Source organism: Bradyrhizobium sp., from assembly GCF_022844465.1.
In the GTDB taxonomy this organism is placed as follows: domain Bacteria; phylum Pseudomonadota; class Alphaproteobacteria; order Rhizobiales; family Xanthobacteraceae; genus Bradyrhizobium.
This window is the reverse complement of sequence record NZ_JALHLP010000001.1, coordinates 436,953-450,400: the sequence shown is the minus strand read 5'-3', so window position 1 is coordinate 450,400 and position 13,448 is coordinate 436,953. Positions and strand designations below refer to the sequence as shown.

Below are 13,448 nucleotides of genomic sequence, written 5' to 3'. Positions count from 1 at the left end.
CGAGATTCCGGGTTCGATGCTTTGCATCGCCCCGGAATGACATGAGTAAGCGGAATGACGTGAGTAAGAGGTACCCTGATGGCTTTTCGTCAACGCCGAGAGAAACTGCGCGCCATCCTCAACGGCTCGGCCTGCGTCCGGCCGGGATCGGTGTATGACGCGACCTCGATCCGCATCGCCGAAGACCTTGGTTTCGAACTCGGCATGTTCGGCGGCTCGGTCGCCTCGCTGGTCGTGCTCGGCGATCCCGACATCGCCCTGATCACATTGACAGAGCTGGCCGAGCAGATGCGGCGGATGTCGCGCGCCGCGCGGCTGCCGGTGCTGGTCGACGCCGATCACGGCTATGGCAACGCGCTCAACGTCCGCCGCACCGTGCAGGAGCTGGAGGCGGCGGGCGCCGCCGGGCTCACCATCGAGGACACGCTGCTGCCGCAGGCGTTTGGGCAGGCCGGCGCCCAACTGATCCCGCTCGAGGAAGGCGTCGGCAAGATGAAGGCAGCCCTTGACGGCCGCGGCGACCCCGCACTGGTGATCATGGGCCGGACCGGCGCCGCCGGCATCGCCGGCCTCGACGACGCCATCGCGCGGGCGAGGGCGTATGAGGCCGCAGGTGTAGATGCGCTGTTCTTCACCGGCATCAAGGGCCGCGGCGAACTGGAAGCGATCGCGGCGGCGACGCGGCTGCCGATCGTGCTCGGCGGCGCGCCCGAGGACATGGCCGCGCCCGATTATCTCGCCGGCCAGCGCGTGCGGATCGCGCTGCAGGGCCACGCGCCGTTCGCCGCCGCCACCCAGGCGGTTTACGAAACGCTGAAGGCGCTGCGCGAGGGAACTCCGCCGAAGAATCTCAAGGGCCTGGCTTCGGCCGAACTCGCCGGCCGCGTCATGCGGGAGACCGACGTCAAGGCGCGCAGCGGCGAATTTCTTGGACTGAAGCGGTAGGGATGGCCGAGGCGATCCGCCAGGTCGCGGTCACCGGCCGGGTGCAGGGCGTCGGCTACCGGGCGTGGGTCGATCACGCGGCGCGGGCGCACGATCTCGAAGGCTGGGTGCGTAACCGCAGCGACGGCAGCGTCGAGGCGCTGTTCGCAGGCCGTGCGGAGGCCGTTGCAGCCATGATCGAGGCATGCCGGCGCGGACCCTCAACGGCACGGGTCTCGAAGGTGCGGGAGCAGTCGGCTGATCGTGAAATGCTGAACCTGCGGCGGGCAGGGGAGCGGTTTTCGGTACTGCCGACGATCTGATGTCGTATGGTAGGCGCTGGACCCTGGATGCGTCCGGGTTCGAGGAAGAGGCGACAAGCAGGTAAACACCGGCCGCCACCGGAAGCTCCTCCCACCGAAACTCACCTGGCGGCGATCACGATCTTCGTCTGGTCGAGTGATATCTCATGCCTGCCGGCCATGCGGGGGTACATCCAGGCAAGGCCTCATTTGCTGGCGACGACTGTCATCTCGACAAATTCGCGATCGCTTGGCTGAGCTGGTGGATTTCATATGGCTTGCGCAGGATCGGAAAATCGCCATGGGCGTTGATGGCGGCGTCGCTGTATCCGCTCACCAGCAGGATCGGCAGTCCTGGCCTGATTGTCTTGAGATGGCGGGCAAGGCCAAGACCGTCCATCTTGCCGGGCATCACGATATCGGAAAACACAAGATCTATTTCGTTTCGCTCGATCTCTTTCAATGCCGCTTCGGCGCTATCCACCCAGCGAACCGTATAACCGAGCTGTTCCAGCAGGCAGGTGCTGGCGACGGCGACATCCGGGTTGTCCTCGACCAGCAGCACGATGCCGCTCGCGATGGTTCCGACGGCTTGGGTTTCTTCGGCCTGCGGCGTAGCTTGTTGGTTGCGTGGCAGCAATATCGTGATCCGCGTTCCCTTACCCAGGTCGCTGCGCACCCTGACCGTGCCGCCGGCTTGATGGGCGAAGCCGTGAACCTGCGAGAGACCCAGTCCGGTGCCCTTGCCGATCGGCTTGGTTGTGAAAAAGGGTTCGAATATCTTGCCAAGGACGTCCGGCGCGATGCCGACACCGGTATCTTCGACGGAGATGCTGACAAACTCGCCGGCAAGGGCGTGTTCGTGAAGCAATTCGTTACGTGCGGCAACGGTGATCGAGCCGCCGCCCGGCATGGCATCGCGTGCGTTCATGACCAGGTTGACCAGCGCCGTTTTCAACTCCGCGACATCGACGATAGTCAGCCACAGTTTCGGGTCGATGTCGAATTGCAGCGTGATCGCGCCGCCGACACCAGTGTCGAGCACCTCGCGCATCGCTTCGATCTGTTCGGTGACATTGACCGCCTGCGGGCTGACGCGCTGGCGCCGGGCGAACGTCAGTAACTGGCCGGTAAGGGCCGCACCCCGCCGGATCGCCGCGTCGATTGCCGATACTGCCCGCGCGGCCTTGGGGGCGTCTCCGGCCACGTTTCTCAGCGTGTGAAGGCTGCCGCTGATAATCATGAGCAGGTTGTTGAAATCGTGCGCCACGCCGCCGGTCAACTGACCAAGCGCATCGAGCCGTTGCGATTCGGCCAGCTGATCGTGCATCTGCTGGAGCCTCAGCTGGGCCTCGTAGCGCTCGGTGATGTCGCGGGTGATCTTGGCGAAGCCGACGAGCTTGCCGTCCTCGTAGATTGGGTCGATGATGACGCTGGCCCAGAAAAACGTGCCGTCCTTGCGGACGCGCCAGCCGTCCTCCTCGTAGCGGCCCTGTTCCCTGGCAATCGCCAAAGCGCGGAGCGGCTTGCCGTTGGCACGGTCGGCCTCAGTATAAAAGCAGGAGAAGTGCCGCCCGATGATTTCGGTGGCCGCGTAGCCCTTGATGCGCTGGCCGCCGCTATTCCAGCTCGTAACCACCCCACTAGGGTCCAGCATGTAAAGCGCGTAGTCAACAACACCTTCAACCAGAAGTTTGAAATTACGTTCGCTTTCGAACAGATCCCTTTGCTTTTGATCGTTCCTGCGCATTCCGCGACCCGGTTGGGTATGGCAACGGGTAAGGGACCAGTTGGTTCCCACCCGCGGTCACTTTTTTTTTGACAACACGGCCGCTACCCCGAACGCGGCCACGCCGCGGAACGTCGCGGCGAGGGTGCGTAGGGCCGCCAACCTCGCGGGGTCGCTGACCTTCGAGTGCAACATCACCTTTGAGGCGCCAAGCTTCGGCAGTCGCTGCACCGGCCCGATATCGACGAGACCGGCGGGCGCGACACGGCGGGCAAGCGGCGCGACCGCCAGTCCGGCCAATGCGGCCGCGGCCACCGCGGCGACGCCGCCGCCGACAAAGCGCTCGCTCCAGGCGATTCCGGCCTTGTCGAGCGCGCGGACCGCGACCGCGCGGACGCCGCAGGGCGGCGCCAGCGTCGCCAGCAGCAAGGGCTCGCCCGCGCCCCGGGCAAACCGCGTCGAGGCGAACCAACCGAATTCGTCCACGGCCAATGTCTCGCCGCCGCGCCGGCTGCCTTCCTGTCGCACCACCACGGCATCGAGTTTGCCGGCGTCGTAGGCGTCGGTGATCTCGCGGGAGAAGCCGACCGTCACCGCGAGCGTCAGTTGCGGCGAAATCGCATGAAGTCGCTCGAGCAGCAGCGCCAGCTCGGGCCCTCCGGCATGATCGCTGATCCCGAGCGACAGATTCTGACGCGCCGGCTTCTCGCCCGCCAGCGCGCGGTCATGTGCGGCCATCAGCGCGCGGGCGTGCGGCAGGAATGCCGCGCCTTCGGCAGTCAACGCCACCGCGCGCGGCGAGCGCTTGACCAGCCGCCGGCCGAGCAGGGTCTCCAGCCGCCGCAGCTTCATGCTGATGGCGGCCTGCGTCGTGCCCTGCGCTTCGGCCCGTGCGGGTAAAGCTTTGCAGGTGCGCCACCATCAGGAAGGCCTGCACCGTGTCGATATCCAGCGTGCTCATGCCATCATCAATTTTCGTTATGACTGATATCTCAATAAATAAGATACCGAAATGATGGCAGCAGGTCCAGACTGGGCGCCGGCGCGATCGAGGCGCACGACCTACAGGAGAAAATGACCATGCCGCTCATCACTGTCACCTATTCCAGCACCCGCAGCGTGCCGTCGCTGAAAGCCGAGATCGCTTCGGCCGTCAGCGATCTCACCGCCCGGAATCCTGCGCAAGGACCCCAAGGTCACCGCCGTCATCGTTAAGTCGGTCGATGCCGCCGACTGGTTCGCCGCCGGCAAGTCGCTGGCCGAACAGAACCTCGCCAGCTTCTGGCTCGACGTCCATGTCAGCGAAGGCACCAACACCAAGGACGAAAAAGCCGCCTATCTCGCCGCGGTCTTTCAGCGGTTTGGCGAACTGCTCGGGCCGCTGCACCACGAGAGCTATGCCCATGTCGACGAGGTGAAGGGCGACGCCTACGGCTTCGGCGGCCTGACCCAGGAACGACGCTACATCGCCGGCCAGCTCCGGGTCAGCCCCCGCGAAGGGCGCGGCGTGACGTGATCGTCACTTACCGGGTGCCGGAGTAGCGCCTTCCATCGGTCGATGCTGATCACCGAACGCAAGGCCGCGCCCCAGCGACCAGTCGATCGGGGCGTTTTCGGTGAGCGCGATCATGATGTCGTCGGCGGAAAACCCGGCGCGGACGGCGCAATCGCTGATCCAGCGAAACAAGCGCCTCTTCTGGTCGGCTGTGCGGCCTTCAAGAAACAGAATCTCGATGATCGATGCTTCCGGTGTCCGGACAACATTCGGGAAGGTGGGATCGATCAGCATCATTCCCGGCGCATAGGTCGACACCAGCTGAAACCGGTCGTTGGGCGAGACGCCGCAGGTCTCAACGAGGCCCCCGTGAGCGGCATCGGCAAGCGCCTGAATTTTATCCGCGGCAAGGTGAGAAGGGACGGAAAGGCGGGCGAGGGGCATGGCTGGCGGCTCCGGTTTCTGACTATTGCCAGTTTATTCGTGCCATAAGTGGAGATAAACTCGTGTTTTGATCATCACTCATGCCCATGTGTCATGAATAAAGTTGTGCATCCGTTGCCTGACCTCGCGGTCTTTGTTCGAACGGTTGATCTGGGGAGCTTTGCGGCGGTCGGCTCCGAACTCGAACTCACTGCCTCCGGCGTATCCCGCATCGTCACGCGGCTGGAGCGCCGACTTGGAGCAAAGCTCCTGCATCGGACCACGAGGCGGCTGGTGCTGACGCAGGAGGGAGAAACCTTCATCGCTCACGCAAGAAGCATCCTGGCCTCGATCGAGGCCGCCGAGGCCGAAATAACCTCCATCCACGGACGTCCGCGCGGGCCTATTCGAGTCAACAGCGGCACAGCCTTCGCCCGACACCGGCTCGCGCGGCTGCTGCCGCAATTCATGGATCGGTATCCGGAGATCACGGTTGACCTTTCGGTCAGCGACCATCGCATTGATCCGATCACCGATCAGATCGACGTCACCATCCGCGTTGGTCCGCTCGCCGATAGCGATTTGATTGCGGTCCGCCTCGGTGAAGTCAGCCGCATCATTGCCGGCAGCCCGCAATACCTGGCGCGCTACGGCGTTCCCGAACAGGCCGCCGATCTGATGCGACACAACTGCCTGCAGCTCAGCGGCTTCTCGCGTCTCGCGCAATGGCCGTTGGTCGAGCAAGGCAAGCGGATCATGGTGCCCGTAAACGGATCGATCCGCTCGGACAGCGCCGATGTCCTTCTCGACCTCGCATTGGCCGGCGCCGGCCTCGTTCGCTTCGGCGATTTTCTGGGCGAAGGCGCCGTGAAAGACGGCAAGCTCGTGCCCGTGCTGTCGCATTGCCACGATCCCGACCCGCAACCGATCACGGCGTTGATCCTGCCGAGCCGACAGACCATTCCGCGGGTTCGCGCTTTCATTGATTTTCTCAAGGCAGGTTGCTGAAGGACGTCAGAAAGTGCCTTCTGGCAGGCGCTGCCCCGTGCTGCCGAACACTTCGACGAAGGCCGCTCGCAGCGCGACGTCGAAATCCTCCATCGTCACTGGCAGGCCGAGATCGACCAGCGAGGTGACGCCGTAGCGGGGATCGGCGACGCCGCAGGGGACGATGGCGGAGAAATGCGCGAGCTCCGGCTCGACATTGACGGCGATGCCGTGGAACGAGACCCAGCGCCGCAGCCGGACGCCGATGGCCGCGATCTTGTCTTCATGGCCGATGCCCTTGTCCGGGCGCCTGACCCAGACGCCGACGCGGTCCTCGCGGCGCTCGCCGCGGACATTGAAGGCGTCGAGGCTGCGGATGATCCATTGCTCGAGGTTGGCGACATAGGCGCGGACGTCGGGGCGCCGCCGCTTCAGGTCGAGCATCACATAGGCCACCCGCTGGCCGGGCCCGTGATAGGTGAGCTGGCCGCCGCGGCCGGTGGTGAACATGGGAAAGCGGGGATCGAGGAGATCGTCCGGCCTGCCGCTGGTGCCTGACGTGTAGAGCGGCGGGTGCTCCAGCAGCCAGACCAGTTCGGGCGCCTTTCGGTCGGCGATATCGGCCGCGCGGGCCTCCATGGCGGCGACGGCCTCGGGATAGGGCACCGCTTTCGCCGCAATCCGCCATTCGACGCCGCCGCCGGCAGGGGTCGGGAAGGCCGTCGAAACAAGGCTTTGGCGGTCATTAACCATTGGCTAACCATAACGTGGTCAGGTGAAACCAGACAATTTGGTCTCGCCCTGGCGGTACAGAAGTGACGACCCTCGATAAAGTAAGCGTCGATCTCATGGTGGTGCTCGGCACCACGTCCATGCCCATCCACCAGGTGATGCGGCTTTCCCGCGGCGCCATCATCGAACTGGACGCCACCGAGGCGGACGAGGTCAAGATCCACGCCAACAACCTGCCGGTGGCCTCCGGCGTGGTGCTGGTGGATCGCAACCGGATCGCCGTCGAAGTCAAGCAAATGCTGCCGAAAGCGCCCGATGTCAGGTAGCTGATACCCGCGCAAAACCGCCTTGTCCCTCCATCCCCGATTTGTTACATCGGCGCCGTTGATCCGGCAGGCCTTGGTGCCTCCAGCCGGGATCCCAAGCGCTCGTGGCGGAATTGGTAGACGCGCTGCCTTGAGGTGGCAGTGAGTAAAATCGTGGGGGTTCGAGTCCCTCCGAGCGCACCAATGAGAAGTTGGAGACGGAACGCTTCCTAGCGAAAAACCGCACGCATTCCGCTTCAAGCCGGCGAAAACTGTCGAATCAGACCGGTCCGCGTCCAGCCAACCAACCCACTGCCGATCAACCGCAATGCGATAGGCCGCTGCGCGAAAGCGCGATGAGATCGGGATGAACCTCATCGCGCTTTGCTCTTTGTTTGAGCATGATCTTTTCGGAAAACCGCTGCACACTTTTCCGGATCATGCGCTAGGTGAGTTGCGGGTAGAACGATACTTGCCGGGTCATCGACGTCGATGCCGAGAATTTTTCGGCCGAGGACCGTTCGATCGCCACTATCGCGCGATTGGCCAACGCGATCCTGTGGCGAACACCGTTGCGGTAAGCCTCCCAAATAATGTTGGCGGCCAACTCCTCGATGTGGGGCTCGGAATATCCGGTCCGGCGGAGGTAGTTCATCGCGATGTCGAGCGCCTCGAACATCACGCCTTCACGATGATGACCCGGCCACGGATAGTACATCTCAAACCTGCTGCCTTGCACGACCGGTCCGGCAACACGCCAACAGGGTGCTGGTTCCATGCGCGCTGATGTACGCCGCACCTGAAGCTCCGCGGTTTCAGAACCTCGTTTTTTGGGTTCAGAATTTCGGAACTTTGGCAAATCGGCGGCGTTACGAGCGGACCTGATCACAAAGAGGAGAGCGAGATGGCTGACGGTGGCGGTGCTGCGGGAGGAATTCTGGGAGTTGTGGTGGGGGCGGTCCTGGTCGTCTTCATCGGTGCGGCCGTGTTGATGGCGACCCAGAAAAATAGCGGTCCAAGCTTCACGATCAGCGTACCCGGCGCGAAATAACTTACCCCCCTTAAAAAGGAGAACTGAGATGAATGGTGTAATTTACCTGGTTGGTCTCGTGGTCGTGGTCATGGCCGTACTTTCCCTTATCGGTCTGCGATAAGTGCCCCAAGGAGCAAAGCCGATGGCAATGACTGACACACTCCCCACCACACGAACCGCCTACCTGGAATGGGGGCCGATCTTCGCAGGCGCGGTCGCCGCGGCGTCTCTCTCTTTTCTACTGCTCACCTTTGGCGGAGCGGTCGGACTTTCGATGACCTCCCCTTGGCCTAACGCCGGCGCGCGATTGTGGGTGGTAGCCCTGGCCGTCGCGTGGTGGATGGTGCTGGTCCAGATCGCGAGCTTTGCTGCCGGCGGCTATCTGGCCGGGCGGATGCGCTCCAGGTGGGGCGATACCCGATCTGCCGAAGGCGAGTTTCGGGACAGTACGCATGGTTTCATGGTCTGGGCTGTCGGCGTTCTGATGGGCGCGATGGCGTTGGCGTTTGTCGGCCTTAGCACCGCGAGGACTGCGAGCGAGTCGGCATCGACAGTTGCCGCTGGAACGCTGTCTGGTGCAGGCAAGCCGGGCGTTGTAGCGGGGCCGAGCGACTACGCGGTGGATTTGCTGTTCCGGCCGCAAGCGCAGCAGCCGGGCATGGTGGAGCGGGCGTCAACGGACAATGACGGGGCATTGCGTGCCGAAGCTGGCCGCATATTCCTCGCGGCCATCAAGAACCAGGCTTTGACAGAAAGGGACCGCACCTATCTCGTTCAAATGGTCGGCGCCCGCACAGGGTTGCCGGAAGCCGAGGCACAAAGGCGTGTGGATGCGGCGGTCGTCGAGGCTCGCGACATGGAACTGAAGGCACGTCAGGCGGCCGACAAGGCGCGCAAGGCTGCAATCGTCACCGCGTTCATCGCAGCCGCGTCCTTGCTGATCAGTCTGGTGGTTGCGGCCGGCGCCGCCTCGCTGGGTGGACGTCATCGCGATGAAAACCGGATTCCCAATTTCGCGGGGCATCGGTTTTGGTAACCCTGCACAGGTAGAGGAGTGAAGAATGCCTATTTTGCTATGGTTGATTGGAATCCCGCTGCCGCTGATCCTGCTCGTCATGCTGCTACGGTGATCGGATAGAGGCTACACACCATCAACGTGCCCGCGACCACAACGCGCCCGGAGTAGCGGGCGCGTTGTTCGTGCGAAGAAGCGGTGGATGCTAAACTGAAAGTGCCGGCAATTCCGGGCGACGCACGGCTTGGAATTGCAATCTGGCGGCGAGAAATGCGCCGCATCAGGGGAATTTGCCTCAATTCCCTGGGGACGGGGCGGCGGTTACTGCCCGGCGGTGAATTCCCTGGCGTAGAATGCGCAAAATCTGCCGGCGGCTGATTCCGGTCCGCCGGCCGCAGATCGGCGCTTCCGAGACCATCCGGGGCATGTGCATGCAGATTCTGGGCTACGCCTATCGCTTCACCTCCAATTTCGTGTTCCTGTCGCTGGTCTATTTCGCGCTCAATTACGCGGAAAAGTACCAGCACCGCGTGATCATCGCGGTTCTTGTGCTGGTGTATGCCGGCATGCACGCGGTGTCGGCCCTGCGCTCGTTTAACTTCTTTCAGCGCATCGAACGGCTGGAACTCGAAGCCCGGCGTCTGGCCGCGGCCGCCGGTGATGGACCGAGTTCGGCCTCCGCCCGCAAGCAGATCGTCGGCGACGTCAGCGTGCTCCGCCATGCCGGCGAGATGAAGTCCTATATCGACATCCTGTTCCTCGCGCTCGTCATCCTGCTCTGCATCACCAAGATCGTGACCGACTGAGCCGAGCGGCGGAACGGATCAGGGATTCTTCGATCCGGTAACTCGAACCGACCGCATCTTGATCTTGGCTATGGCCGCCGAAGCCTCCGTTGGTCGCGGCGCGAACCGTGCGGAAGGTTGCGGGATCGAGAAAATACTCTCGGCTGGAGTCGGCAGGGCTGGAAGCGCGCGCTGCGCCGACAGCACCACTTGCCGCGGCCACGGCTTTGTCCGCGACAGAGCCGCGCCCCGCGGGCGCCGCGGTGCGAGCGAACCCGATTCGGTGCCGCGCCAGTCGAAGTGGGACGTGGCCGGAGCGGGGAGCACGGCGGCACTGGTAACATTGAAAGCGGGCACTTTTGGCCAACGCGGCTCCGCCATCGTCTCCTCGGCCGGGCGCAACGGCCCTTGCTTCGGCTCGGTCGCCGCCGTTCTCGCAGCGCTGGCTGGAACCACGTGCACAATGCGAAAGCCGCGCGTTTTCAGCTCGCGCAGGATGCCAGGCAGCGCCGCGACCGTACGCGGCTGAATGTCGTGGAGCAGCAGGATGCCCTTTCCCTTTGCCTCGATCCGCCGGATAGCCAGCTCGTAGACGCGCAAGGCGGAAACATCGCGCCAGTCGTCGGCGAGAAAATCGGCGCTCCACATTTGAAGCCCTCTGGCAGCGGCAAATTCCTCGATTCCATCGTTCCGACGCAGGCCGGGTGAGCGGAAAAACGGTGCGGGCAGGGTGCCGTCGGCCAACGCCGCGGTCACCGACGCGATGCCTTCGTCGATCTCCAGGCTGGCGCGATCGAGCGGCAGGCGATCCATGCCGGGCGGATGGTTCTGGGTGTGGGTGGCGATTGTGTGTCCGGCATCGCGCACCTTGCGCACGCCTTCGGGGTTGGCGGTGGCCTGGCTTCCGACCAGGAAAAAAGTCGCCTTCGCGCAGTGGGCGGCGAGAATGTCCAGAATCTGGTCGCTGTATTTCGGCAGCGGGCCGTCGTCGAAGGTCAGCACGACCTCGCGGTCCTGCAGCGGCAGCGTCGCGCGGTAATGCATGGTGCCGATCTTGGGATGCTGGCGCGGATCGACCGCGATGGTGCGTGACGTGCCGATCGCGTTGGGATGGCCGGGGCAACCGGCGGCCGAGGCGGCGGTGGGCGCAGCGGCGCCAGCCAAGGCGGCGACGCCACCCAGGGCGGCGGCGCGCAGGGCGGCCCACGGTCGCGCCCAAAGCCCCCCAAATATGCAAGCGATCATGCAACCCCGGTTTCATGGCAAAAGTGAGCGCGAATCCATACACGGCGCGTCCGTGGATGACGACCCGATCGACAGAATACCACCCCGATTCCGGCCTTAATGTGCCTTGTCAGGCACGGTTCTGCCGCCCGACCAAACCACATGCACCACGCGATAGCGGTTGTCGCGGAGATAGCGCAGGAAGGCCGGCAGCATGGCCGCCGTTTGCGCCTTGGGATCGTGCAGCAGGATGATGCCCTTGCGGGAAATCTGGAGTCGTTCAGTGAGCAGATTGAGCTGCTGGGCCGGCGTCATCGGGTTCCAGTCGCCGGCCCAGAGATCGGCACCGAACACGACGATGCCGCGTCTTTGCAGGTTATCCAGCGCTGCCGGCGTCATCTCGAAATAGGGAAAGCGGAAGAACGGCGTGCTCGGGGTCGTGCTGGCGGCGCCGCGAAGCGCGGTCTCGACCGCGGCGATGCCCCGGTCGATCTCGCCGATGGCCGCCTCCGGCTTGAGATATTTCAGATTGGGATGAGCCCAGGTGTGATGCGCCACGGTGTGGCCCCGGGCGGCGATGGCGCGCACCATGTCGGGGCGCTCGGAGGCCAGCCTGCCGATCAGAAAGAACGTCGCGCGCACGCATTCATGCGCGAGCGCCGCCAGCACCTTGGGCGTCGTGCCCGGCCACGGCCCGTCGTCGAAGGTCAGCACCACCTCGCGATCCTCAAGCGGCAGCGTCTGCGGAAAGCTCTTCAAGCCCACGCGCGGGGAGCTGGAGGCGTCGACCGTGAGAATGCGCGAGGTGCCGAGCGCATCCTTGCGGCTGCATTCGCCGGCCGGCGCCGGCGCCGATACCGCCAGCGTGATCGCGGTAATCGCGGCCAGACACGGCGCGCTGGTGAAGTTGGAGGCCATCGGCGGTCGGTCATATTTGGCATTGCGCTGGGCGTTGCCGATTGGGTAATGCGTGCGATAGCTCAGACGAGTTCTCTCTTTCTGTCAAACCGGCGAGGGGCGGCATGGCCGAGGATATCGACGTTGCCCAGGCCAGCGAAGCGCTGCTGCTCCAGCGCGCGGCGCTCGACCATCTGCAGATGCGCGACGAAGAGGGACAGCTCCGCCACGAGTTTGTGGAAGCGGTCGCCCACGCCATCCATGCCGCCGACCGGCCGCTGTTGCGCGAGGTGGTGGCGGAGCTGCACGAGGCCGATCTCGGCGACCTGATCGCGGCGCTGCAGCCCGACGACCGCGTCAACCTGGTCGAGTTGACCGGCACCGATTTCGATTTCTCGGCGCTCAACGAGGTCGACGACGCGGTACGCGAGGAAATCCTCGAGGAACTCGAGCCGGAGACGGTCGCGGACGGCGTGCGCGAACTGGAGTCCGACGATGCGGTCGAACTGCTGGAAGGCCTCGATGCCGAGGACAAGGAGGAGATTCTCGAAAAGCTGCCGCCCTCCGAGCGCGACGCGCTGGAGCGCAGTCTGCTTTATCCCGAAAATTCCGCCGGACGGCGAATGCAGTCGGAGTTCATCGCGGTGCCGCCGGACTGGACCGTCGGCCAGGCGATCGACTACATGCGCGACACTCCCGACCTGCCCGACCGTTTCTACGAGATCTACGCGGTCGATGCCGATCAGCGCTGGCAGGGCGCGGTCTCGCTCGACACGCTGCTGCGGTCGCGCCGGCCGGTGCCGCTCGCCGATCTGATCGACGAAGACCGCCGCCGGGTCTCGGTCACCGACGACCTGGAAGAGGTCGCGCGGATGTTCGGCAAGTACAACCTGGTCGCCTCGCCGGTCGTCGATACCGACAACCGTCTGGTCGGCGTCATCACGATCGACGACGTCGTCGATGTCATCGAGGAAGAAGCCGAGGAGGATCTGAAGGCGCTCGGCGGCGTCACCAGCGACGAAGAGCTGTCCGACAATGTCTGGACCATTGCGCGCGCCCGCTTCAACTGGCTGCTGGTCAATCTGGCGACGGCGTTTCTGGCGTCGTCCGTGCTCGGCCTGTTCGAGGGCCAGCTCGAAAAGATGGTGGCGCTCGCCGTGCTGGCGCCGATCGTGGCGAGCCAGGGCGGCAACGCTGCGACCCAGACCATGACGGTGGCGGTACGGGCGCTGGCGACCCGCGAGCTCGGTTCCCACAACGCGTTCCGGGTGGTGATGCGCGAGGCCATGGTTGGCCTGGTCAACGGCCTCGCCTTTGCCGTCATCACGGGTGTCGCCGCGGTGGCGTGGTTCAAGATACCGGGCCTCGGCGTCGTGATCGGGCTCGCGATCATGTGCAACCTGATCGCGGGGGCGCTCGGCGGCATCTTGATCCCGATGGTGCTGGACCGCTTGCGCGCCGATCCGGCGGTGGCGTCGGGGACTTTCGTCACGACCATCACCGACGTGGTCGGCTTCTTCTCGTTTCTCGGCATCGCCACGCTGTGGTTCGGGCTGAAATAGCGGAGCCTGGGGATCGTTAATCGCCCGTTAACGCG

Annotated in this window: 14 protein-coding genes, 1 tRNA gene and 2 pseudogenes; 10 read left to right on the top strand and 7 right to left on the bottom strand. The window is 64.3% G+C overall.

The features are described 5' to 3' along the window. The first annotated feature begins 78 nt into the window (after window positions 1-78). Both Q0D31_RS02285 and Q0D31_RS02280 read left to right on the top strand, forming a co-directional pair. Complete coding sequence (locus tag Q0D31_RS02285; RefSeq protein ID WP_291844152.1) at window positions 79-945, top strand: isocitrate lyase/PEP mutase family protein; 867 nt, start codon at window positions 79-81, stop codon at window positions 943-945. A 2-nt stretch (window positions 946-947) separates the two neighbouring features. Further along, window positions 948-1,247, top strand: coding sequence for an acylphosphatase (locus Q0D31_RS02280; RefSeq protein ID WP_291844150.1), 300 nt, complete (start codon window positions 948-950; stop codon window positions 1,245-1,247). Window positions 1,248-1,452: 205 nt separating this feature from the next. Here Q0D31_RS02280 and Q0D31_RS02275 read toward each other — a convergent pair whose 3' ends face one another. Then, a complete protein-coding gene (locus Q0D31_RS02275; RefSeq protein WP_291844148.1) occupies window positions 1,453-2,976 on the bottom strand; it encodes an ATP-binding protein in 1,524 nt (507 codons plus the stop codon). A 57-nt stretch (window positions 2,977-3,033) separates the two neighbouring features. Continuing rightward, window positions 3,034-3,916, bottom strand: a pseudogene (locus tag Q0D31_RS02270) (LysR family transcriptional regulator). A 119-nt stretch (window positions 3,917-4,035) separates the two neighbouring features. Between Q0D31_RS02270 and Q0D31_RS02265 the strand changes: the two are divergent. Next, window positions 4,036-4,471: pseudogene (locus Q0D31_RS02265) on the top strand (4-oxalocrotonate tautomerase family protein). 3 nt (window positions 4,472-4,474) lie between these two features. Here the strand turns inward: Q0D31_RS02265 and Q0D31_RS02260 are convergent. Next, entirely contained in the window at window positions 4,475-4,894 is a 420-nt protein-coding gene (locus Q0D31_RS02260; protein WP_291844146.1) for a tautomerase family protein, read from the bottom strand. Window positions 4,895-4,987: 93 nt separating this feature from the next. Between Q0D31_RS02260 and Q0D31_RS02255 the strand changes: the two genes are divergently transcribed. Beyond that, window positions 4,988-5,881, top strand: a complete 894-nt coding sequence (locus Q0D31_RS02255) for a LysR family transcriptional regulator (protein WP_291844144.1) — start codon at window positions 4,988-4,990, stop codon at window positions 5,879-5,881. A gap of 6 nt (window positions 5,882-5,887) precedes the next feature. On the opposite strand, the gene lipB is transcribed toward Q0D31_RS02255, so the two are convergent. Then, window positions 5,888-6,613, bottom strand: coding sequence for a lipoyl(octanoyl) transferase LipB (gene lipB / locus Q0D31_RS02250; protein ID WP_291844142.1), 726 nt, complete (start codon window positions 6,611-6,613; stop codon window positions 5,888-5,890). Between the two features lie 62 nt (window positions 6,614-6,675). Between lipB and Q0D31_RS02245 the strand changes: the two genes are divergently transcribed. Beyond that, window positions 6,676-6,918 (top strand): FliM/FliN family flagellar motor switch protein, encoded by a 243-nt coding sequence (locus Q0D31_RS02245; RefSeq protein ID WP_291844140.1) that lies wholly within the window; start codon window positions 6,676-6,678, stop codon window positions 6,916-6,918. 98 nt (window positions 6,919-7,016) lie between these two features. Further along, window positions 7,017-7,101 (top strand) — tRNA-Leu (locus Q0D31_RS02240). Window positions 7,102-7,342: 241 nt separating this feature from the next. Here the strand turns inward: Q0D31_RS02240 and Q0D31_RS02235 are convergent. Then, window positions 7,343-7,615, bottom strand: a complete 273-nt coding sequence (locus tag Q0D31_RS02235; protein WP_291844138.1) for a hypothetical protein — start codon at window positions 7,613-7,615, stop codon at window positions 7,343-7,345. Window positions 7,616-7,801: 186 nt separating this feature from the next. Here Q0D31_RS02235 and Q0D31_RS02230 point away from each other — a divergent pair, with 186 nt between their 5' ends. The 3 genes from Q0D31_RS02230 to Q0D31_RS02220 all read left to right on the top strand — a co-directional run bounded on the left by Q0D31_RS02230 (window position 7,802) and on the right by Q0D31_RS02220 (window position 9,751). Further along, window positions 7,802-7,948, top strand: coding sequence for a hypothetical protein (locus tag Q0D31_RS02230; protein WP_291844136.1), 147 nt, complete (start codon window positions 7,802-7,804; stop codon window positions 7,946-7,948). A gap of 124 nt (window positions 7,949-8,072) precedes the next feature. Then, window positions 8,073-8,966, top strand: a complete 894-nt coding sequence (locus tag Q0D31_RS02225; protein WP_291844111.1) for a hypothetical protein — start codon at window positions 8,073-8,075, stop codon at window positions 8,964-8,966. Between the two features lie 410 nt (window positions 8,967-9,376). After that, the gene (locus Q0D31_RS02220; RefSeq protein WP_291846650.1) at window positions 9,377-9,751 is read left to right on the top strand and encodes a hypothetical protein; all 375 of its coding nucleotides are present in this window, start codon (window positions 9,377-9,379) and stop codon (window positions 9,749-9,751) included. An 18-nt stretch (window positions 9,752-9,769) separates the two neighbouring features. Here Q0D31_RS02220 and Q0D31_RS02215 read toward each other — a convergent pair whose 3' ends face one another. Continuing rightward, complete coding sequence (locus Q0D31_RS02215; protein WP_291844109.1) at window positions 9,770-10,894, bottom strand: polysaccharide deacetylase family protein; 1,125 nt, start codon at window positions 10,892-10,894, stop codon at window positions 9,770-9,772. Between the two features lie 177 nt (window positions 10,895-11,071). After that, window positions 11,072-11,872, bottom strand: a complete 801-nt coding sequence (locus Q0D31_RS02210) for a polysaccharide deacetylase family protein (RefSeq protein ID WP_291844107.1) — start codon at window positions 11,870-11,872, stop codon at window positions 11,072-11,074. 104 nt (window positions 11,873-11,976) lie between these two features. On the opposite strand from Q0D31_RS02210, the gene mgtE reads away from it, so the two are divergent. Continuing rightward, window positions 11,977-13,413 carry a magnesium transporter gene (gene mgtE, locus Q0D31_RS02205; RefSeq protein WP_291844105.1) on the top strand — a complete coding sequence of 479 codons (1,437 nt, stop codon included), beginning with the start codon at window positions 11,977-11,979 and terminating at the stop codon, window positions 13,411-13,413. Window positions 13,414-13,448 lie beyond the last annotated feature (35 nt).

Excerpts from the sequence above, each read along its gene's own strand:
- Q0D31_RS02275 (WP_291844148.1), bottom strand. The coding sequence starts at position 2,976 with ATGCGCAGGAACGATCAAAAGCAAAGGGATCTGTTCGAAAGCGAACGT.
- Q0D31_RS02220 (WP_291846650.1), top strand. The coding sequence starts at position 9,377 with ATGCAGATTCTGGGCTACGCCTATCGCTTCACCTCCAATTTCGTGTTC.
- Q0D31_RS02285 (WP_291844152.1), top strand. The coding sequence starts at position 79 with ATGGCTTTTCGTCAACGCCGAGAGAAACTGCGCGCCATCCTCAACGGC.
- Q0D31_RS02230 (WP_291844136.1), top strand. The coding sequence starts at position 7,802 with ATGGCTGACGGTGGCGGTGCTGCGGGAGGAATTCTGGGAGTTGTGGTG.
- Q0D31_RS02225 (WP_291844111.1), top strand. The coding sequence starts at position 8,073 with ATGGCAATGACTGACACACTCCCCACCACACGAACCGCCTACCTGGAA.
- mgtE (WP_291844105.1), top strand. The coding sequence starts at position 11,977 with ATGGCCGAGGATATCGACGTTGCCCAGGCCAGCGAAGCGCTGCTGCTC.
- Q0D31_RS02260 (WP_291844146.1), bottom strand. The coding sequence starts at position 4,894 with ATGCCCCTCGCCCGCCTTTCCGTCCCTTCTCACCTTGCCGCGGATAAA.
- Q0D31_RS02210 (WP_291844107.1), bottom strand. The coding sequence starts at position 11,872 with ATGGCCTCCAACTTCACCAGCGCGCCGTGTCTGGCCGCGATTACCGCG.
- Q0D31_RS02280 (WP_291844150.1), top strand. The coding sequence starts at position 948 with ATGGCCGAGGCGATCCGCCAGGTCGCGGTCACCGGCCGGGTGCAGGGC.
- lipB (WP_291844142.1), bottom strand. The coding sequence starts at position 6,613 with ATGGTTAATGACCGCCAAAGCCTTGTTTCGACGGCCTTCCCGACCCCT.
- Q0D31_RS02255 (WP_291844144.1), top strand. The coding sequence starts at position 4,988 with ATGAATAAAGTTGTGCATCCGTTGCCTGACCTCGCGGTCTTTGTTCGA.
- Q0D31_RS02235 (WP_291844138.1), bottom strand. The coding sequence starts at position 7,615 with ATGTACTATCCGTGGCCGGGTCATCATCGTGAAGGCGTGATGTTCGAG.